The 22,167-nt window shown below is 56.1% G+C and carries 23 protein-coding genes and 2 pseudogenes; 17 read left to right on the forward strand and 8 right to left on the reverse strand.

Annotated elements, in window-relative coordinates; translation table 11 throughout:
• Positions 1-232: 232 nt before the first annotated feature.
• The 14 genes and pseudogenes from I2C21_RS17895 to I2C21_RS03665 all read left to right on the forward strand — a co-directional run bounded on the left by I2C21_RS17895 (position 233) and on the right by I2C21_RS03665 (position 11,440).
• Positions 233-565 (forward strand): HTH domain-containing protein, encoded by a 333-nt coding sequence (locus I2C21_RS17895; RefSeq protein WP_009257042.1) that lies wholly within the window; start codon positions 233-235, stop codon positions 563-565.
• 514 nt (positions 566-1,079) lie between these two features.
• The gene (locus tag I2C21_RS03605) at positions 1,080-1,223 is read left to right on the forward strand and encodes a hypothetical protein (protein ID WP_009257041.1); all 144 of its coding nucleotides are present in this window, start codon (positions 1,080-1,082) and stop codon (positions 1,221-1,223) included.
• 72 nt (positions 1,224-1,295) lie between these two features.
• Entirely contained in the window at positions 1,296-2,894 is a 1,599-nt protein-coding gene (locus I2C21_RS03610; RefSeq protein WP_009257040.1) for a recombinase family protein, read from the forward strand.
• Positions 2,894-3,646, forward strand: a complete 753-nt coding sequence (locus I2C21_RS03615; protein ID WP_009257039.1) for a recombinase family protein — start codon at positions 2,894-2,896, stop codon at positions 3,644-3,646. Before I2C21_RS03610 ends, I2C21_RS03615 begins: the two co-directional genes overlap by 1 nt.
• Positions 3,643-5,292: a recombinase family protein gene (locus I2C21_RS03620; RefSeq protein WP_195278519.1), complete on the forward strand. Its 1,650-nt coding sequence runs from the start codon at positions 3,643-3,645 to the stop codon at positions 5,290-5,292. Before I2C21_RS03615 ends, I2C21_RS03620 begins: the two co-directional genes overlap by 4 nt.
• Complete coding sequence (locus tag I2C21_RS03625; RefSeq protein ID WP_009257036.1) at positions 5,289-6,038, forward strand: metallophosphoesterase family protein; 750 nt, start codon at positions 5,289-5,291, stop codon at positions 6,036-6,038. Before I2C21_RS03620 ends, I2C21_RS03625 begins: the two co-directional genes overlap by 4 nt.
• Positions 6,039-6,178: 140 nt before the next feature.
• Positions 6,179-6,910 carry an AlkZ-related protein gene (locus I2C21_RS03630; protein ID WP_009257035.1) on the forward strand — a complete coding sequence of 244 codons (732 nt, stop codon included), beginning with the start codon at positions 6,179-6,181 and terminating at the stop codon, positions 6,908-6,910.
• A gap of 48 nt (positions 6,911-6,958) precedes the next feature.
• Entirely contained in the window at positions 6,959-8,479 is a 1,521-nt protein-coding gene (locus I2C21_RS03635; protein ID WP_083831420.1) for a Y-family DNA polymerase, read from the forward strand.
• On the forward strand, positions 8,476-8,898 hold the full coding sequence (locus tag I2C21_RS03640) for a hypothetical protein (protein ID WP_009257033.1): 423 nt from the start codon (positions 8,476-8,478) through the stop codon (positions 8,896-8,898). Before I2C21_RS03635 ends, I2C21_RS03640 begins: the two co-directional genes overlap by 4 nt.
• A gap of 170 nt (positions 8,899-9,068) precedes the next feature.
• Positions 9,069-9,380 (forward strand): annotated as a pseudogene (locus tag I2C21_RS17740) (DUF1016 N-terminal domain-containing protein); the annotation flags it as partial.
• A 91-nt stretch (positions 9,381-9,471) separates the two neighbouring features.
• A complete protein-coding gene (locus I2C21_RS03650) occupies positions 9,472-9,936 on the forward strand; it encodes a low molecular weight protein-tyrosine-phosphatase (protein WP_044943392.1) in 465 nt (154 codons plus the stop codon).
• A gap of 4 nt (positions 9,937-9,940) precedes the next feature.
• Positions 9,941-10,810 (forward strand): KilA-N domain-containing protein, encoded by an 870-nt coding sequence (locus I2C21_RS03655; RefSeq protein WP_009257031.1) that lies wholly within the window; start codon positions 9,941-9,943, stop codon positions 10,808-10,810.
• Positions 10,785-11,093: a DUF6429 family protein gene (locus tag I2C21_RS03660; RefSeq protein ID WP_009257030.1), complete on the forward strand. Its 309-nt coding sequence runs from the start codon at positions 10,785-10,787 to the stop codon at positions 11,091-11,093. Before I2C21_RS03655 ends, I2C21_RS03660 begins: the two co-directional genes overlap by 26 nt.
• Positions 11,093-11,440 (forward strand): hypothetical protein, encoded by a 348-nt coding sequence (locus I2C21_RS03665; RefSeq protein ID WP_009257029.1) that lies wholly within the window; start codon positions 11,093-11,095, stop codon positions 11,438-11,440. The genes I2C21_RS03660 and I2C21_RS03665 overlap by 1 nt, the downstream gene beginning before the upstream one ends.
• Here the strand turns inward: I2C21_RS03665 and I2C21_RS17745 are convergent.
• On the reverse strand, positions 11,415-11,564 hold the full coding sequence (locus I2C21_RS17745) for an integrase core domain-containing protein (RefSeq protein WP_172712969.1): 150 nt from the start codon (positions 11,562-11,564) through the stop codon (positions 11,415-11,417). The two genes, I2C21_RS03665 and I2C21_RS17745, sit on opposite strands and share 26 nt — an antisense overlap.
• On the opposite strand from I2C21_RS17745, the pseudogene I2C21_RS03675 reads away from it, so the two are divergent.
• Positions 11,521-12,144: pseudogene (locus I2C21_RS03675) on the forward strand (IS256 family transposase); the annotation flags it as partial. The gene I2C21_RS17745 and the pseudogene I2C21_RS03675 sit on opposite strands and share 44 nt — an antisense overlap.
• A 191-nt stretch (positions 12,145-12,335) precedes the next feature.
• Here I2C21_RS03675 and I2C21_RS03680 read toward each other — a convergent pair.
• The 5 genes from I2C21_RS03680 to I2C21_RS03700 all read right to left on the reverse strand — a co-directional run bounded on the left by I2C21_RS03680 (position 12,336) and on the right by I2C21_RS03700 (position 17,979).
• Positions 12,336-13,541, reverse strand: a complete 1,206-nt coding sequence (locus I2C21_RS03680) for a tyrosine-type recombinase/integrase (RefSeq protein WP_195278520.1) — start codon at positions 13,539-13,541, stop codon at positions 12,336-12,338.
• A gap of 64 nt (positions 13,542-13,605) precedes the next feature.
• Entirely contained in the window at positions 13,606-13,830 is a 225-nt protein-coding gene (locus I2C21_RS03685; RefSeq protein ID WP_195278521.1) for a helix-turn-helix domain-containing protein, read from the reverse strand.
• Complete coding sequence (locus I2C21_RS17750) at positions 13,814-14,068, reverse strand: helix-turn-helix domain-containing protein (RefSeq protein ID WP_353654771.1); 255 nt, start codon at positions 14,066-14,068, stop codon at positions 13,814-13,816. Before I2C21_RS17750 ends, I2C21_RS03685 begins: the two co-directional genes overlap by 17 nt.
• A gap of 43 nt (positions 14,069-14,111) precedes the next feature.
• Complete coding sequence (locus I2C21_RS03695) at positions 14,112-16,139, reverse strand: hypothetical protein (protein ID WP_195278523.1); 2,028 nt, start codon at positions 16,137-16,139, stop codon at positions 14,112-14,114.
• 340 nt (positions 16,140-16,479) lie between these two features.
• Positions 16,480-17,979, reverse strand: a complete 1,500-nt coding sequence (locus I2C21_RS03700; RefSeq protein ID WP_195278524.1) for a hypothetical protein — start codon at positions 17,977-17,979, stop codon at positions 16,480-16,482.
• A gap of 164 nt (positions 17,980-18,143) precedes the next feature.
• Here I2C21_RS03700 and I2C21_RS03705 point away from each other — a divergent pair, with 164 nt between their 5' ends.
• On the forward strand, positions 18,144-20,030 hold the full coding sequence (locus I2C21_RS03705; RefSeq protein WP_195278525.1) for a hypothetical protein: 1,887 nt from the start codon (positions 18,144-18,146) through the stop codon (positions 20,028-20,030).
• A 376-nt stretch (positions 20,031-20,406) separates the two neighbouring features.
• Here I2C21_RS03705 and I2C21_RS03710 read toward each other — a convergent pair whose 3' ends face one another.
• Both I2C21_RS03710 and I2C21_RS03715 read right to left on the reverse strand, forming a co-directional pair.
• Positions 20,407-20,925 (reverse strand): hypothetical protein, encoded by a 519-nt coding sequence (locus I2C21_RS03710; RefSeq protein ID WP_195278526.1) that lies wholly within the window; start codon positions 20,923-20,925, stop codon positions 20,407-20,409.
• 127 nt (positions 20,926-21,052) lie between these two features.
• Positions 21,053-21,655 (reverse strand): hypothetical protein, encoded by a 603-nt coding sequence (locus I2C21_RS03715; protein WP_195278527.1) that lies wholly within the window; start codon positions 21,653-21,655, stop codon positions 21,053-21,055.
• A gap of 136 nt (positions 21,656-21,791) precedes the next feature.
• Between I2C21_RS03715 and I2C21_RS03720 the strand changes: the two genes are divergently transcribed.
• Positions 21,792-22,121 carry a helix-turn-helix domain-containing protein gene (locus I2C21_RS03720; RefSeq protein ID WP_195278528.1) on the forward strand — a complete coding sequence of 110 codons (330 nt, stop codon included), beginning with the start codon at positions 21,792-21,794 and terminating at the stop codon, positions 22,119-22,121.
• Positions 22,122-22,167: the final 46 nt, after the last annotated feature.

The raw sequence follows: 22,167 nt of genomic DNA on the forward strand, positions 1-22,167 counted from the left end.
TTTTGACTTGACTCGGAAGCCGCACTGCTATGGAGTATCTGCCACAGCAGTGCGGCTTCCTTTGTTACGGCCCACTGCAAGAACTGTGCATATTGCATCATCCTGTTGCTCTAAAATGAGGCATACTGCTGATTTTTGCGAAATCGTGTAGAAACTTTTTTTAACCGGAAATGGCCTTTCCGCTTTAACAGTTATACTCGGATGCACAGGGCAAAAAGAGGCGGTGAGAGAGATGACTCCGTCAGAACGGAGAAGCGCGATCCTGCATCTTCTGTGTATACGGAGGCATGACACGGCCAGCAATCTAGCGGAACAGTTCGGTGTTTCCGAGCGAACGATCCGTGCTGATCTGGTGGCTCTCTCCTGCTACTATCCGATCCAACTCGTGCGGGGGCGTTACGCTGGAGGAATATACTTGGCTGACTGGTTCCACATTGAGAGCCATACACTTTCACCAATTCAACAAGCACTGCTTGTGAAGCTGCGCCAACCCCTAAAAGGGGAAGAGCTTCAGGTGATGAACAGTATCCTGGCCCAGTTTGCCCTGTATTGGGAATATCGGTGATCCGTTATCTCCCGCCCTGCTCCTTGAAAACTTCATATCCGGCAGCGGGATACGTCCGCTGACGAGAGGCCCCTCCGGGAGGAGGGCTGAAGCGACGCTGGAGGATGCGCCAAGACCACCTGTGCGGGAAACCGCATCAAAGACGGCCAAGAAAGGTGCAGAGCGGTACCCATCCGTCCACAAAGCAGCCTGTGGCGGGCTGTTTCGCATTGCGGCTGGTTTACCCGGCCCAACCCTCGTCAGCAATCTGATAATGATACTCCTGTCCAGCCACAGCCCCGGGTGATACCGGGATCAAGCAATGGGGACAGCTCGGAGAGATCCTCGGAGGGGTGAGATTCCCGTGATGCGCGCCAGCGCAGTCCGTCTGCTGCCGCCCTGCCGCCTGGGGAAGTAGTGTCGAATACAGGTGCGAAATGATTGCTTATTGGAAATCCAAGATTTCAGAAGATAGGAAGTGGAGGCCGCTCCCTGTCCATTGGGGAGCGGCCTCCGCCTGAAACGAGGGTTGGTTATGAACCAGAATATCAACTACATCGGGATGGTAAACCTCCTCCGCCACCTCCAGACCGCCGGCCTTGTCAGCCGGAAGGAGGCCGGGAGGATCGCCGCCCGGCTCCGGACGGAAACCGGGGCAGATGTCATATTTTCCCCCTAATTTTTGTTGGGGTTGGATATGGATATTTCGCGGATGTGCTGGTATTGTGTGTTGCTGACAGGAGGCGATTTCGTGGACGAGCAGAAGAAAACCAGCGGTTCCCTGGCGCTGAACGGTGCGCCCCAGGTGATTACCATCCCGCCCAGCGATCCTGTCCGGGATCGGAAACTCCGTGTGGCGGCCTATGCCCGGGTGAGCTCCAGCTCGGAGGATCAGCTCAACTCCTTTGCCGCCCAGAACGCCCACTACACGGAGCTCATCACCGACAACCCGGAGTGGGAGTTTGTGGACGTGTACGCAGACAAGGGCATCACCGGCACCTCGGCGGAGAAGCGGGATGACTTCCAGCGCCTGCTGGCGGACTGCCGGCGGGGGCGGGTGGATAAGATCCTGGTGAAGTCCTCCTCCCGGTTCGCCCGGAACACCAAGGAGTGCCTGGAGGCCGTCCGGGAGCTGAAGGCTCTGGGAGTCGGGGTGTGCTTCGAGGAGCAGGGCATCGACACCTCTGAGCTGGCCGGAGAGTTTCTCACCGCCATCTTCGCCATGATGGACCAGAAGGAGAGCGAAAGCATTTCAGATAACATGCGATGGAGTTACCAGGTGCGTATGAGAAACGGGCATTTCTCCACCTGTAAAGCTCCTTTCGGGTATAACCTGGTGAATGGGAAACTGGAAATCAATACTGACGAGGCCCCGATTATCCGCCTCATATTCGATCGGTATCTGCAAGGCCATAGCATGGATGATATCGCGAAGGAAGTCACTGCATATGGGTTCCCAACACGGGACAAGAAGCCTTACTGGCAAGTGACCTCCGTCCGCTATGTTCTATGCAACGAAAAATACATTGGAGACTCTCACCTTCAGAAGACTTATATGACCGAGGCACTACCGCGCCAGCAGAAGCGGAACAGCGGCGAACATAAACAGTATATCTGGAAAGAAACCCATCCACCGATTATCAGCCAGGATATATTTGAGCGAGTACAGAAGCTCCTGGGCGTCAAGAGTTCCCGTATTCCTCCAAAGTCAAAGGATGTCTCGCCGTTTGCGCAGCACATCTTCTGCGGTGACTGTGGTGCTGTATTCAAGCGCAAGCCCCAAGGATTGTCTGGATACTGGATGTGTAGTAACCACGAAAAATCACGTGATAACTGCCTGGTTCGGCAAATACCAGAGCTAGAAGTTGAATGCGCATTCTTTCGTATGTACCACAAACTACGCCACAAGGGAAAGCTTATCCTCAATCAACTACTCGCAGACCTCCAGAGCGCCCGGAAGGGCAAGCTGCTCTGGAGCCTGGACATCGTGGCACTCAACCAGAAAATTGCAGACATTACCCGTCAGGATCGACTGTTGGCCCAGCTTAAGCAGCAGGGCCTCGTTGATCCTGATATTTTTATCTCCCGCCGGAACGAGCTGGCGGAACAACTCCGCGCTACAAAGCTGGAGAAGGAACGATTCCTGGAGTCCGAGGAGGATCAGACGATCCAGCGGACCCAGGAGCTGCTCGAAGCCCTGGAGGCTGGGCCGGACTTCCTGGACGCCTTCGATGGGGAGCTGTTCCGCGAGCTCGTGGACAAGATCATTGTGGAGAGCAACGACCGCCTGCGGTTCCGGCTGGTCAATGGCCTGGAGCTGACAGAGCCCATAGAACGGACGGTGCGGTGATGGGGAGCAACCGGAAATGGCCCTTCGGCTACAAAATGGAGTTCGGGGAGATCGTGCTCCACCCGGCAGAGGCGGAGACGGTGTGCTGGATCTACGACAGCTACCTGGCCGGGGCCAGCTACAACGCTCTGGTGGACAAGCTCCAGGAGCGGGGCATCCCCTACGATGGAGACAAGCCCTGGAACAAGAACATGGCGGCCCGCATTCTGGCAGACCGCCGGTACACCGGCGAGGGTGGATTCCCATCCATCATCCCGGAGGGGCAGTTCCACATGGTGCAGGCACGGCGACAGGAGCGGACAACGCCCTGCCAAAAGAGCCCAGCCCAGAAGGAACTGCGGAAGCTGTGCGGCGGCAGCCCGCCGGCCTGGGTGGAACGGCAGGTGCTGGGCCTCCTGAACCGCCTGATCCAGCGCCCGGAGCTTATTGCCTGCCCAGTCCCAGAGGCCAAGCCGCTGTCAGAAGTAGATAAGCTGCGCCGAGAACTGGACGAGCTCCTGCACTGCCCGCCGGTAGACGAGACTAGGGCCAGAAGGCTGGCCTTCCGGCTGGCCGCCCTCCAGTTAAATGCCATCGGGCCGGAGGAGTATGAAACCCTCCGCCTTCGGAGGCTGTTTCAAAACCGCCGGCCTATGATGGAACTGGAGCAGGAACTGCTCCATGAGAGCGTCCGCCGCATCACCGTCAGCAACGGGACGGTCACCATCCTGCTGAAAAATAACCAGACCTTGGAAGGAGGAAATTACACATGAACGATACCGCGCCCAACGTCATCGTCATTCCGGCCAAAGTGGAAACTCCCCAGGAACAGGAGAAGAGGCGCCACCTGCGGGTGGCGGCCTACTGCCGGGTGTCCACGGACAGCGAGGAGCAGCTCTCCAGCTATAAAAATCAGCTCTCCTACTACACCGAGAAGATCATGAAGGAACCGGGCTGGACCATGGCCGGGGTGTTCGCGGACGAGGGCATCACCGGCACCTCCACCTGTAAGCGGAAGGAGTTCCTGCGGATGATCCGCCAGTGCAGGCAGGGGAAGATCGACATGATTCTGGCTAAATCCGTCTCCCGCTTCGCCCGCAATACCGTGGACACCCTCAACTTCACCCGGGAGCTGCGGAGCCTGGGTATACCAGTCATCTTCGAGGAACAGAACATCAACTCCATCTACCCGGAGAGCGAGTTCCTGATCACCCTACACGGGGCCTTCGCCCAGGCCGAGAGCGAGAGCACCAGCAGCCGGGTGCGCTGGGGCAAGCGTCAGGCCATGAAATCCGGCCATGTCGCCATGCAGTACAAGCAGCTGCTGGGCTATGAGAAGGGCCCCGACGGCAAGCCAAGGATCGTGCCGGAGCAGGCGGAGACCGTCCGCTTCATCTATGACCGCTATCTGGCCGGGGACAGCATCCGGGAGATCAAGGCGGCCCTGGAGGGCCAGGGAATTCCCACGGTCTCCGGAAAAGCAGAGTGGATGGCATCCCATATCAGGAGCATCCTGACCAACGAGAAATACTGCGGGGACGTCCTGCTCCAGAAGACCTTCATCCAGGACTGCATCAGCAAGAAGGTGATCCCCAATACCGGACAGCTGCCCAAATACCTGATTCAAAACCACCATGAGGGCATCGTCAGCCGGGAGACCTTCGACGCCGTCCAGCTGGAAATGGCCCGGCGGAGCGCCAAGGCGGGCGCCACGCGAAAGAGCACCCCCACCGGCCGGGGCAAGTACAGCGGCAAGCATGTTCTCAGCAACCTGCTGTTCTGCGGGGAGTGCGGGACGGCCTACCGGCGGTGCGTGTGGACCCAGCGCGGAATCAAGCGCCCCGTGTGGCGGTGTGTCAGCCGCCTGGACTATGGGAAGAAGTTCTGCACCCAGTCTCCCACCCTGGACGAGGAACCGCTCCAGCAGGCCATCCTGGCCGCCGTTAATACCGTCATGCTGGATCGTGACACCCTGGCCCGGCAGCTCACCGCCGTCATGGAGTGGGAGCTTGCTCCGATGTTGGGTGAGAGTATGAGCCTGGCGGACATCGACCGGGCCTTGGAGGAACTGAGCAGCCAGTTCAACAGCCTGCTGGCTGAGGCTTCAGCCAACCCGGCAGAGGACTATACGGGGCGGTTCCGGGAGCTGTCCGAGTCCACCGCCCGTCTCAAAGAACGGAAGGCACAGCTGGAGGGGGCCTGCCAGGAGCAGGGCCGGCTCCAGAACCGTCTGCGGGCGGTCTCGGCCGCCATGGAGCATATGACAGCGGCGATGACGGAGTGGGACGAGGAGGTCATCCACCAGCTGCTGGAGAAGGTGACGGTGCTCTCCCGGGAGAAGATCCAGGTGACCTTCCGGGATGGCCGGGAGATCGAGCAGGTGGTCAACCAGCCAAAAAGGAGATGTATCACGGCATGAAGATCTTCGCTACAGGCGACACCCACGGGAATTTTGAGCGGTTCCGCCCGGAATACTTCCCGGAGGGGCTGGAACTCACCAAGGAGGATGTGGTGCTCCAGCTGGGAGACTTCGGCGGCGTGTGGTTCGGAGATGAACGGGATGACGAGGCGCTGGACTGGCTGAAAGGGCTGCCCTTCACGGTGGCCTTCGTCTCGGGAAACCATGAAAACTACGATGCCCTTGTGAAATACCCGATAGAGAACTGGCACGGCGGCAGGGTGCAGCCCATCCGGCCCCACGTGCTCCACCTGATGCGGGGGCAGGTATTTGAGCTGGCCGGGCGTACCTTCTTCACTATGGGCGGGGCGGCCTCCCACGACATTGAGGACGGCATCCTGAGCCTGGACGATCCCAACTTTGAGCGGAAATACCTGACATTGAAGCAGAAAGAGCACACCCGATTCCGCATTGACCACCTGTCCTGGTGGAGGGAGGAACTGCCCTCGGATGAGGAGTATGCGGAGGCGCGTAAAAACCTGGACGCCCACGGTTGGGCGGTGGACTACATCCTCACCCACTGCGCCCCCACCAGCATCGCCCTCCAGTTCTCTCGGCACAATGTGGCGGATCACCTGACGGACTTCCTCCAGGAGGTCAAAGAGCGGGCACAATACCACTACTGGCTGTTCGGGCACTACCACGGCAACAAAGCCATTGATACCAAACATATTCTCCTATGGGAACAGATCGTGCAGATCCTATAGCAGAAGGCCGTAAGGGAAAGGGCGGCGGCTCCGCCGCCTTTTCCTTTGCGGCTCTCTGTCCAAGAAAATATCTCACCACTATGGAGTGGATAGAACGAATGTGCTATAATCGGCTTGAAGAAATCCAGGGAGGCGGTACGATGGCGGTTGAGGACGGCGCGTGGATCATGCGGGGGCTGGACTGGGATGACCCCAGCCGCATCCAGAGCTGGGAGGAGCTCATCGGCTGGATTGACGAGGTGGGCTTCCTGCCCCTGTTCAAAAACGAGGTAGACGGCTTCTCCGCGGAGGAGAACACCTCCGACCTCTACTGGTGGACGGGGGACGAGGCACAGGATCCGTGGGAGTGGCGGCGGCTGATCGCCCGCAGCGGAACGGTGGCCTATGGCAAATTTTTCGACGGAAAGGCTGGGTTTATTTCCAGGGCTTGGTTTCCGCACTTTGCCAACTGGCGGAGAGACGGCTACGACTTCGATAGCCGCTGGGACGAGGAACTGGCCACCATGCGGCAGAAGCGGATCATGGATCAGTTCCTGACCAAAGACGAGTGGTTCTCCTTTGAGCTCAAGCGGCAGGCCGGATTCGGCAAGAGCGGGGAGAAGAACTTCGAGGGCACGGTGACTGACCTGCAGATGGGTGGCTACTTGCTCATCCGGGACTTCCGACGGAGGCGGAACAAGCGGGGGCAGGAGTACGGCTGGCACATCTCTGTTTACTCCACCCCAGAGGCCCTGTGGGGCTATGGCCACGTCTCCTCTGCCTACTCTATGGATCCGGAGGAGTACAAGGCTCTGATCGATGAACAAATCCGGAAGAACTTCCCGGAGGCAGAGCGGGAGGAACTGGACGCCGTGCTGGGCTGGAACCGATAATTGGACAGCGCCCGTGATATACTTAAGATGAAAAGGGGTGACCGGGGCGTGAAGGAGAAGTGCTACATCTGCTGCGATCTGAAGAGCTTTTACGCCTCGGTGGAGTGCGTGGAGCGGGGGCTGGATCCCATGACCACCAATCTGGTGGTGGCGGACAAGAGGCGGACGGACAAGACCATTTGCCTGGCCGTGACCCCTTCCCTGAAGGCCTACGGCATTTCGGGCCGGGCTAGGCTCTTCGAGGTGGTGCAGAAGGTCAAGGAGGTCAACCTCCGGCGGCAGCGGCAGGCCCCCGGCCGGCAGCTTGCCGGCGCCTCCTGGAACGATCCGGAGGTGAGGGGAAACCCCGCCCTGGCGCTGGACTACCTGGTCGCCCCGCCCCGGATGGCCCACTATATCGACTGGAGCACGAAGATTTACAGCGTCTACCTGAAATACGTCGCGCCGGAGGATATCTTCCCCTACAGCATCGACGAGGTGTTTATCGATCTGACCCACTACCTGGACACTTACAAAATTACGGCTCGGGAGCTGACCCAGACCATCCTGCTGGATATTCTGAACACCACCGGCATTACCGCCGCGGCGGGGATGGGGAGCAACCTGTATCTGGCCAAGGTGGCCATGGATATCATGTCCAAGCACATCCGGGCCGACCGGCACGGCGTCCGCATCGCCAAACTCACGGAGGAGAGCTACCGCCGGCTGCTCTGGACACACCGTCCCCTGACGGACTTCTGGCGGGTGGGCAAGGGCTACGCGGGCAAGCTGGAGGCCAACGGCCTGTACACCATGGGGGACATCGCCCGGTGCTCCATTGGCAAGCCTACAGATTACCACAATGAGGAACTGCTCTACAAGCTGTTCGGGGTCAACGCGGAGATTCTGATCGACCACGCCTGGGGCTGGGAGCCCTGCACCATCGCAGACGTGAAGGCATACAAGCCGGAGAACAAGAGCATCGTCTCCGGCCAGGTGCTCCAGTGCCCCTATGACTTTGACAAGGCCCGTCTGGTGGTGCGGGAGATGGCGGATGCCCTGGCGCTGGATCTGGTAGACAAGCGGCTGGTGACCAACCAACTGGTGCTCACCGTGGGCTACGACCGGGAGAATCTGGACGACCCGGGCCGCCGTCAGAACTACCACGGCCCGGTGACCACTGACCGCTACGGGCGGAGCATCCCCAAGCACGCAGTGGGCACGGAGAATTTCACATACACCTCGTCCGCCAATGACTTGCAGAAAGCGGCGGCGGCCCTCTACGACCGGATCGTGGATAAGAACCTGTTGATCCGCCGTCTGAGCATCAGCGCCAACAAGCTGCTGGACGAGGCGGAGGCCCCCAAGGGACCGGAGGCGGAGCAGCTGGATCTGTTCACCGACTACTCCATCAGGGAACAACAGGAACAGGGGGGCGAGGCTGCCCATGTCCGGGAGCGGAAGCTCCAGGAGGCCATGCTGGGCATCAAGAAGCGGTACGGCAAGAACGCCATCCTCAAGGGGATGAACCTGGAGGATGGCGCCACGGCCAAAGAGCGCAACCAAACAATCGGAGGGCATCAGGCATGAGTGGGCCATACGACGACATCATAAACCTCCCGCATCCCACCTCCAGGCGGCACCCCCGGATGCCCATCCGCGACCGGGCCGCGATTTTCAGCCCATTCGCCGCTCTGAGCGGCCACGGGGCCGCCCTTGCGGAGACCGCCCGGCGGACGGAGCGGCGCATGGAGCTGGCCGAGGATGTCCGGGCAGAGCTGGATCGGAGGCAGGTGGTGCTGCTGGAGCATATGGACGAGCAACCGGAGCTCACCGTCACCTGGTTTCAGCCGGACGCGCGGAAAGAGGGCGGGGCCTACCTGACCGCCACCGGCCGGCTGAAGAAGTTCCGGGAACTGGAGCGGATTCTGATTCTGACAGACGGGACGGAGATCCCACTGGAGGATGTGGTGGCTCTGGAGAGCGGCATCTTTCAAACACTCATATAGTTGACGATGAAAGGGAGCACAGCGCAACAAGCGTTGTGCTCCCTTTTGCGGCCAGATCAAATGAGGCGCGGGGCGCCGGAAAGGAGAAGCGCATGAATACCCGGAAACCCGCAGATTACAGCGCTATGTATGGGACACTGGATCAGCTCATGGCCGCTGGACTGCCCCAGATGGAGCTGTACTTCGAGATTGGCAGGGCCGTCTGTGCCCGCCCGGAGAAGGGCGCGGCGGTGATGGCCGCTGAGTATCTCCAGGCAAACTATCCGGAGGCCAAGGGCTTCTCCCCACGCAACCTGCGCCGGATGCGGGAATTTTACCGTGCATATGCAGATAGCCAGGAACTGCGGGCGCTGGCCCTGAAGCTGGGCTGGACGCAGAATGCGGCCATTTTGGAGGGCTGTGAGGTCAGTCGGGAGCGCGCCTGGTATCTCCGGGCCGCGCTGGAGCACCGCTGGACCAAGGCGGAGCTGTTGGGGCAGATCCAGGCCGGGGCATGGCTGCACTCCGCACTCGACGAACAGCTAGATTCCTGCTATACTGAGAGCAACACAGTATCAGCGGGGTGTCTGGAGCATGAGGAAGATCCTTTTTGTGTGTCACGGCAATATTTGTCGGAGCCCAATGGCCGAGTATATTATGAAGGACTTGATGAAGAAGGCGGGCCTGGAGGACCAGTTTCAGATTGCCTCGGCGGCCACCAGCCGGGAGGAGATCGGCAACCCGGTCTACCCGCCTGCCCGGCGGAAGCTGGCGGAACACGGTATCTCCTGCAGCGGCCATGCCGCCCGGCAGCTCCGCAACAGCGACTACGAGGAATACGACCTGCTCATTGGGATGGACAGGGCAAACCTCCGCAGCATGTACCGCATCTGCGGCGGCGACTTCAACGACAAGATGCACCTGCTGATGGAATACGCGGGCCGCCTGGAGCAGGAGGTAGCGGACCCCTGGTACACCGACGATTTCGATGCCACCTGGCGGGATGTGCTGGCGGGCTGCCAAGGGCTGCTGGATCAGATCATTGCACAAGGAGTGTGAGCGCATGGCGTCAAAGAAGCCTATGAAAGATCATATTCATGCCAAAGGGACAGATATTGCCGTCGTTTCCAGCGGCGATGAGAACGACTACATCTCCCTGACAGATATTGCACGCTATAAGAGCGACGCCCCGGATGATGTGATCAAGAATTGGATGCGGAACCGGGACACAATTGAATTTCTGGGGTTATGGGAGCAGCTCAACAATCCGGAATTTAAACCCGTCGAATTCGACGGGTTTAGGATCCAGGCTGGGTCTAACACGTTTACCATGTCTCCGAAAAAGTGGGTTGACGCGACCAGCGCAATCGGGATCTTTTCTAAAGCTGGGAGATATGGCGGTACATTTGCGCACAGGGATATTGCTTTCGAGTTTGCCTCCTGGATTTCTGCTGAGTTCAAGCTATACATCATCAAGGACTACCAGCGGCTAAAGGCGGATGAAAACAGCCGGCTTGCCCTTGGCTGGAATCTCAACCGGACACTGGCCAAAATCAATTATCGGATCCATACCGATGCGATCAAGGATATGCTGATCCCTCCGGACATCACCCCACAACGTCAGAGCTTTACTTTTGCCAGCGAGGCTGATGTCCTGAATGTAGCCCTGTTCGGCATCACCGCAAAAGAATGGAGGCAGGCACACCCTGACAGCCCAGGCAACATCCGCGATGAGGCAAGCCTTCACCAGTTGATTGTTCTGGCAAACCTGGAGAGCATTAATGCAGAGCTGATCCGGCAGGGCGTTCCCCAAAGTGAGCGCTTGCTGCGGCTCAACGCCAGTGCAATACAAATGATGAAATCCCTGGTGGGAGACCACAGGATTGAAATGCTGGAGGGTCAGCCAGATGCAGGATATGGACAAGATTATTGACGAGCTGACTTTAATGCTTTTGTATCTGACTTCTTGGCAGGAATGCCCTACCGAAGAGATTCGGCATAAACCGATCCGAACGGCCGAGAAGCTCCGCCTGACCTGGAAGGGCCACGACCGCAGCGCGCTGAGCCGGTTGGATGCGGCGGGGCTGGTACTTAATGACTGTGGAAAAGCTCCTATACGAATTAGCCAAGACGGGGAGGCGCGTGCGCGAGATTTGCTCCGGCAGTATGGCATTTCCTGTGCGGACGCTTCCACCACCCAGCTGGAGGAACACTGATGAGCAGTAAACGGGTCTGCCCCAATTGTGGCCGGAAGATGAAGCAACAGTTTATCGGTCTGTTCCACTGCAAATGCGGACTCAGTTGGAAAAGAGATATCGGCTTTTTTGAACGGACTCCAAATATGGTGTTTGCATTGGAAAGAATACAGGCAGGCAAAAAGGTGAATGAGCCCCGCTTTTCGAACTATTTTATCGAAAAGCGGGGCTCATCGTATGCGGAAAGCCTTGTGACAAGGGGCTTTCCGCTTCTTGCATCTCCTAATTTGTTTTTCAAAATTTCTCAAACGGAAAAACAATATTTTTATATCGGTCAGAAATTTAGACATCATTTTCCGATAAAATAGGTTTGTAAGCATCTTCAAATGCTTGTGGTGTCCTATAATTCAGCGTTTGGTGAGGCCGTACTTCATTGTAGAAGCGAATATACCGTGAGGTTCTTGGTGCCGCCGAGGGGATGAAAGAGGACAAGTCCAGCTGGGTCAGCTTCTTCCAGTGGCTGCGCGGCCGCGGCCTGGACGGGGTTAAACTGGTGGTTGGAGACAAATGCCTTGGTATGCTGGAAGCTGTGGGAGAAGTATTCCCAGAGGCCAAGTACCAGCGGTGTACTGTGCACTTCTACCGCAATGTGTTCTCCGTAACGCCTCGCTCCAAGGTGAAGCTGGTGGCAAAGATGCTCAAAGCGATCCATGCTCAGGAGAGCAAGAAAGCTGCCCGGGAGAAAGCCAAAGCCGTGGTGGAGCAACTGCGCTCTATGAAGTTGAAAGAGGCCGCCAAGAAGGTGGAGGATGGCATTGAGGAAACGCTGACTTACTGCGATTTTCCCAGCGAACACTGGACTCGCATCCGTACCAATAACGTCATTGAACGGCTCAACCGGGAGATCCGCCGCCGCACTCGTGTAGTGGGCAGTTTCCCAGACGGCAACTCCGCCCTCATGCTGGTCTGCGCCCGGCTGCGCCATGTGGCCGGCACCCAGTGGGGCAACAAGAAGTACATGAACATGAAGCACCTGGAGGCTGCCCTTGAGGACGCCTCCATTGCTGGCTGACTTCTCTCATGCCAGGGCCTGCAAACCATTTTGCGAAAATTCCTTGACACTACCCCACCGTCCAGAAGGCCGGATCTTCCGGGCTGTAAATATCCAGATTGATCTAGCACTTCAAACAAAAGCCTGGAACCGCAATGGTTCCAGGCTTTTTTGTCGTCTTCTCAAGTAAGTTTTCCCTTATGTTTTCCCTTTTAAAGCTCCAGAATGTCTTTGATATAGGATTCCATGCGGGCTGCGCTTTCATGTTTCATCTGATCGGTCACATGTCCGTAGACATCCAGGGTAAAGGCGGCGGTTGCATGGCCCAGATTGCCCTGAACGGTCTTGATGTCATCTCCGGACCGGATGGCGGCCACGGCGTAGCTGTGCCGCAAATCGTGGAAGCGGGCATCCGGACGGCCGATCGCGGTGACGATCCGCTTGAAGGCAGTGTAGACCGTGTGGGTGGCCAGATGCTGTCCCAGATCGTTGGTAAAGACCAGACCGGACGGCTCCCACAGAGGCCCTGCCAGACGCTGGCGTTCGGCCTGCGCGGCCCGGTGCTGCTTCAGCAGCTCTAAAATGGAAGGGGCGGGCATGATGATTCTGGCTTTGTCATTTTTCAGGGGGGCGAAGTGATAGACGCCGCCCTTTTTCTTTTCCCGCTGGAGCTGCTTGTTGATGAGGATGGTCCCCTTGCCAAAGTCGATGCAGTTCCACATAAGGCCCAATACCTCGCCCTCCCGCATACCGGTAAAGAGGGTGACCTTGAAGAGAGTCTCAAAGGGGTGGCCGTGGATGGCCTTGAGGAAAGCCAGACTGTCTGTCTCGTCCAGAGGGAGGATCTCTTTCCGAACGATGCGGGGAAGGGTACAGGCCTCCGACGGATTGAAGCGAAGATATCCGACGGCGACAGCTTGTTGGAGGGCCTTGTGGAGCACGCCGTGGATGTTTTTAATTGTCTTGGGGGACAGACCGGGGTTTTCACGGGTTCCCGCTCCAAGCGAGTTGTAGAAGCGCTGAATGGTGTTGGTATTCAGGGATTCCAGCTTGACTGCACCCAGTGCCGGCTTGATATGATTTCGGATCTGGCCGGTGTAGGATGCCACAGTAAAGGGCTTGACGCCGCCCAAGTAGTCGGCGGCCCAGAGGTCCAGCCATTCTCCCAGCGTGATTTTACAGGGCTCCGTATAGGTACCCGTATTGACCTCGACTGCGGCAGCCTGGAGCCGCTCCCGCACCTCCTTTTGTGTTTTTCCGGTGAAGGATCTTTGGATCTGCTTGCCGGTGCCCGGATCAAAGCCAACGGTGAGCCGGGCCTCCCAGTAGACGTATTCCTGACCGTTTTTATGTACAATCTTCTTGCGGATATTGCCGGCGCCGGGAGCATTGCGGTGGGATCCCTTTTTCTTTGCCATAGAAAACACCTCATATAGTATGAATTGGAAGGGGACGGACTGTAGCAGTCCGTCCCCTTGCCCATCAGATTGCCTCCTTCAGGAAACGATACAACTCATCCCGGGGGATCAGAAACTTGTTCCCCGGGTGCAGGGCTTTGACTTGACCGGACTGGATCAGGCGATAGGCGGTGTTGCGTCCGATCCGCAGGGCGCGGCAGAATTCCTCGATGGTCAGAACCAGGGGCAGTTCGGGCTGAGCCTGGTCATCGGATGAAATGGGAAGGGGCATATTATCGGACAGTTGCATGCAGAGTTCCTCCAATCTGTTTGGTATCGGCTTGATCGTGAACGACAGAGGCCATATACGCCTCCAATGCCTGGCGTGGGATCCGGAATGCTGTCCCGATCCGCAGGGATTTGATCTGTCCTGAGCGGAGGAGCGCGTATACAAGGTGTCGTTTGAGACCCAAAATCTGCACCAGCTCCTCTGCGGTGAAGACAAGGGGAAGGGCACGGATATCATCAGAATGCGATTCCATTGGCATGAAAACTCCTTTCTGAATGGGATAATATATTTGGTGTGGTCTTTCAGGCGGAAATTACCCCGCAGCTTGTCTCGGAAGACCTGGTCCAAACGGTATTTCCGCCCTGGCGCAGGGGCCGTATCTGATACGCTTCCAGGAGAGCATGGAAATCCGATCGTTTTCGCAGCTCCTTCCAGGATGATGGACTGATGTCCAATTGGGTGCGCAGCTGGGAGAGGGAGATGGGCGTCCCATCCCAGTCGGCCAGGAACTGCTGGAGTCTGGCGTAGGCGGTTGGTTTTCCACGATAGGTCTTTTGGGTCTCGATGACCTGCATGACACAGTCAGGAAGGAATTCCAGGACTTCCACCCGGCACCCGGGAAAGCGCTCCAGCAGGAGATTCCACATGGCCCTTGGAGGGGCAAACAGGAAGATGTGGAGTTCAGACGTGCAGGTGCTGTCGCGCAGGGCACAGCGGTAGATCTCCTGCTCGAGACGGGCTGCCAGGTGGCGGCTTTCGTACTCGGCGACGGCGGGAAGATCCCGCAGTCCATTGCGCCACGGCTGTGCCTGGTTTTCCATGTATGCGCAGAGCTGCTCCAGCTGCTCCTGAAATCCCGCATCCTTCCAGGCTGCATAGCAGCGTTCCAGGTAGGATTCCGGGTCCAGCCTGGGATAGCCCAGCAGGATCACGTTGGTGCAGGTGCGGAACTGATTGCTGCCGTTGGTGCCTCCAAAGTAGGGGATACAGGGCGGCTCCTGTCCGGGCATCCGGACGATCTGTTCCAGAGCCTCTGGGCTCAGTGAGCGGGCAAAGTAGGCGCTGTGTTCCTTATAGCTGCACAGAAATGTTTTCCCGGGAAATTGGACCAGGAGCTCCTCAATCAGTGCGCACAGCCCCTCGGTCAGCCAGCTCTTCTGCATGGCGGCCTTGGAGACGTTCAGCTTGGGATGGACAAAGAGATGAAAGGTCACATTGTGCATGTCTCTGGGCGGAGAAGGGGAGAGGAACTGCAGACGTGGCTGGTGGAGGTAGTCTCCATCCAATTCTGCGGTGGCGTCAAAGATCAGCACTTGGTGCCCTGTGAGAGCGGACATGCCGTCTGTGGAGATGGACAGGTGAAAATTACCGGCCTTGCAGAAAAGACAGGGGCTGCCCCGACAGAGGTGTTCGGCAATGTGCAGACAGGCCTGAAGCTGCCGGTTGTTCTGACCCAGATGACGAGTCAGGCTTGCCTTGAGGGCTTCGAATTCGGCAGGAAGGGCGTTGTGCAGGCAGTAGAAGCCGACCAACTGGTCCACGGTCTTGCCGGTTGGCAGCTGGATGACGGTATCCCGGCGGATCTGCTGGAAGGGGACTTCCAGGGCAAAGTGGAGTTTGCTCTGCAGCCGCCCCACCTGGTGATCGCTCAGATTCCGGTCGCTGGTCAAAGACTCCAGCTGGTTGGAGAGGGCGTTGATCCGCGTCTGATCCAGGGCCCAGATCTGAAACAGCTCCGGCTTCTCATCAAACAGAACAAAACGGCGGCGTACAAGCTGTCCGTCCTCCGCTTCCCGCAGGAGCAGCGTATCGAGCTGTTCAGACTGGCGTAGGCCGTAAAACCGCGCCTGGGTAGCGCCCAGGAGGAAGGCGCGTCTTCCGGCTTCCTCCTGGTGGAGCAGGGGGCAGCTGCCGGCATAGGGGCACTGCTCCCCGGGACAATCCTGATAGTCCCGGACATCCGGATTGACGCAGCGGCCTACTTTTTTGCTGGATGCAGTCAGGCTTTGGAGGGGGACCATCAGAGGCGGAGCGGCATCCGGAAATGCGCTTTGGATCATCTGATCGATGTCGTTCAGATCCTCCACCTTCTGCAGGATCAGAAGGACTCCGCCAAAGAAATCAGCCAGGGGATCGCCCTGCTGCTTCAAGGTACACAGGCTCAGGAGAAAGGCACGGATCCAGGTGGATTTTCCAGCTCCGGCTCTGGCTGGAATAACCTGGATGCCGGGGGCGGAAGCGGAGAGGATCTCCTTCGTGCAGCGTCGCCAATAACCCATATCAAGGTGGGGCTGCAGCTTCTTCAGCTGCTCCATAATGAGGTCGGTCATCCGGTGGACCTGATAGCGGGAAAGGGGGAGGAAGCCTGCTCCTCCTTCTGGGCGAATTGGATGCAGGTGCTGAAAGCCATCCGGAGCGGCGGGAGTGGGAACCCCCTTTTTGGAGGGGTTCCCGGATGATGCTCTTGGGGAATCGGGAGCAAGCCCCTTTTTTGTTGCCGTATTTTGCTTTGCTCTTGCGAGTTTCTTTTGAAGACGTTTTGAGGCCATATTGAAGCTATCCTTTCACATAAGGAAGAATTTCGGAACTTTTTAAAGAAGTATCCCGGGCAAGAGCTGGGGCAGGGTATCTTGCCGTAAGGCAGGGCTCCCTGCCCGGCTTTTTGCCCGGTCAGGAGAGGTTCAGCAGGACTGCCGGGACGGCGACCACATAGGTGTTGTCGCGCTTCCCGAGGCCATAGAGGTCGTACCGGTATCGGCTTCCGGCGCTTGGGGCTTTGATGAGCTCCCGCTCGGCCAGAAGCTTTTGAAGGGTTTTCTCCCAGCCCTCTTTTTGGAAAAGTGTGGAGTCGATGGCTTTGTCCTCACGGACCCATTTACGGTAGGCCTTGGCCCATCCGTCCTCTGGCATGACCAAATAGCGTTCGCCGGAGATCTCCCGCCAAGCACCAAGGTACTTGTCGGCCTTCCGGAAAGGCTCGTCCAGTCCGGCAATGGAGGACTGTGCGGCCAGGGCCCTCATAGCTTCGAGGAAAACGTCCGCATCGTCTGCGTGCCGGATTGGCTGCTCCGGGAGCGGCTCCGGATCATAGATGTCCTTGATGGCAGAGCGGTAAGCGGCGAGCTCCCCGCTGGTCAGCAGATCGTAGTCCTCCATCTGGTCCAGAAAGGCCAGTAGCAGTTGGTGGCGAATGGCCTGGTTGAGCTTCTTGGGGTCCAGAGTCACAGCGACATAGCGGCTGTCCGGCGGACCGAAGGACTCCTTGGCGGCGTGAATGATCTGCTTGGCATGTCTGGAGCGGGAGAGGCTTCTCCACCAATCGAGGATTAGAGAGATGCGCCCTCGTTCCTGCACGATGGTCTCCAGAAGAGAGGAATCGTAGGCGGCGATCGCAGATGATCGGATCTGCCGGCCCTTCAACTCGGCACAGCCGGCAGAATTGAGCAGCAGCACCGCGGCATTCTGGAGATAGGGAGCAGCCTCCTGCAGCTGCTGGCTGCTGGCCCCGATGACCAGCGCCACAGTGTCCCGATAGGGGCAGGGGATTTTCAGGGATGGGCATCCACCTCGGGGGACGTGGATTTTGACCCTGGAAAAATCTTGAATGTGATGTGGGAGCGTCCGGTTTTTCGCGCGGTAGTCCAGAACCGCTTTGCGGCGGATCTTGATGCGCTTGTACTTCCAGCGCTTCCGCGTTACCACAGCGCGCACCAGAGCGGTCAGGGCCTCTTCGATCTGGGACGCGGTGGAGTGGAAGCTGGTGACCGGCTGATAGCAGGGTTCCAGCGCCCGGAGCTTGGTGCACCACATCCCACCCAGCAGGTCAGCCACCAGACTGAAGCCCACGCTGTGGTCCTGGAAGAGCTCACCCACCGACAGGAGGGCCAGGGCACCTGCCCGGAAGTCCGCCACGGAAAGTGCGATCTTGCATCCCTGCTTGTCCCGTGGGTGATGATAGTTGGACAGATGGTGCGGGAGAGCACCGCAGTCGAAAACGGTGCAGGAGCGAAGGAAGCGCTTGAATGCTTTGGCACGCGCCGCTTCATTGAGCGAACTGAACTGGGGGATCTGACGGCGAAGCAGGGCTTCATCCAGCGCTCGGTAGTGATGCTGCTCGAGAGTGTAATAGCTGGCACCAGTCTGGTCTTGGAGACGAAGGAGAGTGAACAATGGTGAGACCTCCTTAGAAGAGAAGGGAATTGCCGGCCGACGCAATCATTCTACCGCAAATCTCGGGGACTCACAATTGACAATGAGGACGAAAAGTTATAGAATTATATATAATTTAGAGTTAAAGATATGTTAATCGGAAATATAGTGAGGTGGATAGCCGGATGGAGATGCCGGAGACAGTACAGGAACTGGTAAGGGGAATTAGAGAGGAAAACGCCAATAAGGCACATGGTATTACCCTTCATCGGCGGCGTGGAAAGGAGACAAGGCTCGAAACAGCAGCCTCGCCATATGATCTGCTGGACAAAGAGGAAGCGGAAAATGTGTTGAAGGGTTGGAATGGGTTTCACGATGGGATCCCCTACCAAACCTTTCAGGAGTTCTACTCCAAAGATACCTTCTGCCTGAGTACGAGTCTGTATGAATTGGGCGAAGAGAAACTTTTGGATTTGATTGCTGACCGAAGCTTTCTTTATTTGGAATATAACCAGCACATGAACAATGTGGATTGCCCATCTCTGTATGATGTGTGTACAAATCCTGAGTTTTATGACAGAGAAGAACGGACACTGGAGCAATGCTTTGAAGCTGGCCTGGAAAGCTGCAGACGAGAGAATCTCTCTGTGATCGATCCATCCGAGACCCGGGCCATTGAGATCTTAGAGGCAGCTTTCCAAGAGATTCAAAAGGAGGGTGGGCGGCCGATCACACATGAAGTCTATGGAGAGGCCGTGTGGAGGAGGCTCGATGAAACCCGGGACGACTTAAGGCGCAGTGATGTGTTTCTGTGGCTCCGGAAGAGGTTCTCATTACTCTTTGCGTATTGCAGAATGAACATAAATGCAGAGCTTGCTTTACAACAAGGTTTTCTTCCGACCAAGGCTCATCGGAACGCGTACCGTGAATGGATGAATCATCGTGAGGAGCTGAAGAAGGCCCTGGAACGGCGAAGAGAATACTTACGTCGGTATGGTGCCTCTCCTGACGAACGGCCAAAACTGCATGTGGAATCCTTTGTGGTACCCATACAAAAGGAGCGGACCGATTGCAGTGACCTGGAGAAGAAACTATCGATCCTCTTTCATGCTTATTTGAAAGAGGCTGCAACGCATGCTTATCAGAAGAAGTATGCAGAGTATGTGGGGTGTGACCCGATGGAATGGGTCCGTGAAACAGGAAGTGTACTGGAATACCTGGATCAATCTATGCCAGAGGCGGATAAGGCGCTGGTGTTTTATCACCTGTTTACCAGCCAGACACTGAAAATGGCCAGACATGGTCTGCGTTCTTACCGGTTTGGGCCGCCAAAAGAAGCCGAAAGAGCGAGGCTCCCCATAGAGAGCGTATCGGGCGTGATCTCACGCCGGAATATATGCAACATCAAGCTTTATGACCATCTTCTTTGGCTGTTTCAGCCGAAGGATCCGGATTATGCAAAGTTTTGCTTCTATGCCTTTACGGGATTTCAATGGTACACTCATTTCGTCCGTCCGAAACAGAAAGATGGGGGGCTTTACAAGCCAACGTTTCGTCTGGAACCAGATCGGGCAAACGGGGTGGACGAATTAGGCCATCTTTTGAGACGGAATATTTTCTTTTCCTTCTCCACGAAATTTAAATGGCTCACTCCGGATGTAAACAACACACCGGAATGGGATGCCGAAACACTGGTAGACCTCCTGCTGTATGATGCGAATATCAAAGCATCCGCGTTTCGGCTTACAAATAAGATCCAGCGGTTCCTGGAGACGAAGGAAGGACAGGAGGTGTTGGAGCGGTTTTCTATTTATCGGTGGCGATCGGATGGAGAGATTGTGAAGCTTCTTGATACGGTGTGTGAGAGAGAAGGGCTTACCTTCCGGGGAGAGGAGCGTATGTATGAATGCGGTAAGCCCAAATCGAAGAAGCGCTTGGTATATAGTCGATATCTGCTGGAATTTCAGCTAAAGGAGCAAATACATGCGGAAGGACGCAGAAGACTATATCAGCTGGCGCAGAAGTACTTTGGGAATCTGTTCTTTTCCGACGATCCATTTGCATTGAAATAGTACCTGAGCAAGGTAAGAGGCAGGGAGCATAAATGTTCTCCTCATGAATATGAAAGCAGAATGGGGGAATGGCCGGAGGGGGGGGAAAATGATAACTCTCTTTCTTTTATAGAGAATTCCCCCCCTAAAAGACATAAGGGCACCCATAACACAGTGCGGCATTGCCGCACTGTGTTATGGGTGCCTGGAACATATATCGCTTCACGAACAGCGGGGAAAAGAGATGGGCTTGCGGAAGACTCGCATGCGGGTCTTCAAGCAAAGGCCGTCACCTTTCCCCGCTGTGAGGTCTTTCGTAAGCACAGCGCTTTTCCCCGCTGTGAGGGAAGCGTGTAAAAGAATTATTGGTTTGAACCCTCTGCGGCAATTCAGCCGATTAGGAGATCGGAATCTGCTTCTGGACAGCATTTATAAAATCGACCGCAATCTGTTTCTGACCGGAATGAGGGATCTTGATTTTGGAGCGATCTTGCAATTGGATAATAACCACCGTTCGAAGTGCCCACTTGATCGAGATAGCGGCAAGGATGATCCAAATCAGAACTTCAATAAATGTGGTGCTCATAAGAAGAAACAGGGCACATAAAAGAGCAATGGGAATTTCAGCAGGTGCAAGATCGGTTTTCTCTCGCATGAGTTCTATATCCCTGTAATTTATATATTTGGTCTCTGCGGGCATCGACTTGCGCTTCCATGCTGTCCGCGTCTTTTGCCTCGTGATGGCAATACCGCCTTTTTGTAACGTGATCGTATGATCGATCTCAGTGACGGTTTGGGAACTCATCCCCGATTTAAAATGGAACCGGAAGGTCTCGCCGGTCTGTGGGGCCGGGGTGCAGGAAGGGCAGGTGTCCGATCCCGCCGGAATCAATTGTCCACATTTTTCGCAATACATAATCATCAGCCATCCTTTTTAAAATAGAAGTTTTATGTATCCTTACATGGATCTCTCGTCTTACAGGTCAATCGATATATAGAATGAAAATACAGTCCCAAAGCTGTATTCTGGTGCAATCTTTATTTTAGGAAGGGATACTGGAAGCCAAATCAGCAAAATACGCAGTTGCCATAAGTTCTCCCCACCAGGTGTCCATATAATAGGCGTCTGAGAGACTGACATAAAAGTAATCTCCCTTAGAATCTAAACGGAACTCGAAACCAATGAGCTCACCGTCCAAATATCCATAGACATAAACATCATCGTCTGTGTAGGACCATTCCGGATCATCTATTGTATAATTAATAATTTCACCGATGGTATGGCTGGGATATGCATCAAATGTGGTGTTCTTAACTTGGTGTATGGGATTTGATGAAGAGAAGAAAATATAGAAGACAAGAAGGATAGTTACAACAACAAGTGCAATATATGCAATGATTGCATATGCAGGGCAGTACTGTTCACCGGCCTTTTTGGCAGCATTCCATTTTTTGAGCTCGCGAACTCCAAATATCAGACAGATGATTCCGATCACTTTGAGAGGAAGTTCACTCATTAAAATCGGAAGCAGAGAGATTCCGATTACAATAATCATCAAAATAGGCCATGACTGTGCAGACAGGTGTCTCATATTGTCTGTTATGTTTTCGACGAACGGGTCACGGGGGGTTCTGTTTTTTTCCATGCTCCTTTGCACCTCACAAATGTAGTCTAATAGCTCATAATTTGTATTCTATCAGAATATTTTGAAAATGTCCAGCTGATTATAAGCTATAAGGCAACGAAAAAATACCTGATAGCTTATGAAGGGGAGGACATCCATGGATAAGAAAGGGTTCGGAGACCGGCTCAGGCAGGCTCGAAAGGATAAGGGACTCACCAGCGAGAAGCTTTCAGAACTGTGCAGCATCAATGCCACCTATCTGCGACAGATTGAGGGGGGGACAAAGGTACCGAGCCTCTCAGTATTTATTGACCTTTGCAGAGAACTGGAAGTGCGTCCCGACTTTCTGCTGATGGATTCACTGCCAGATGTGGGCATGGAGGAGAGCGGAGAACTGTCAATGCTTCTTCAACGGGCGACGCCTTCACAGATGAAGGTAATTACCGCGATGCTCTGCGGAGCACTCCGGGCGTTACAGGAAGATTGAGCTGATATAGAATAGAAGCGTGGGATACTCCCACGCTCCTATTCTG

The organism is Clostridium sp. J1101437_171009_A5, assembly GCF_015547905.1.
In the GTDB taxonomy this organism is placed as follows: domain Bacteria; phylum Bacillota; class Clostridia; order Oscillospirales; family Oscillospiraceae; genus Pseudoflavonifractor_A; species Pseudoflavonifractor_A gallinarum.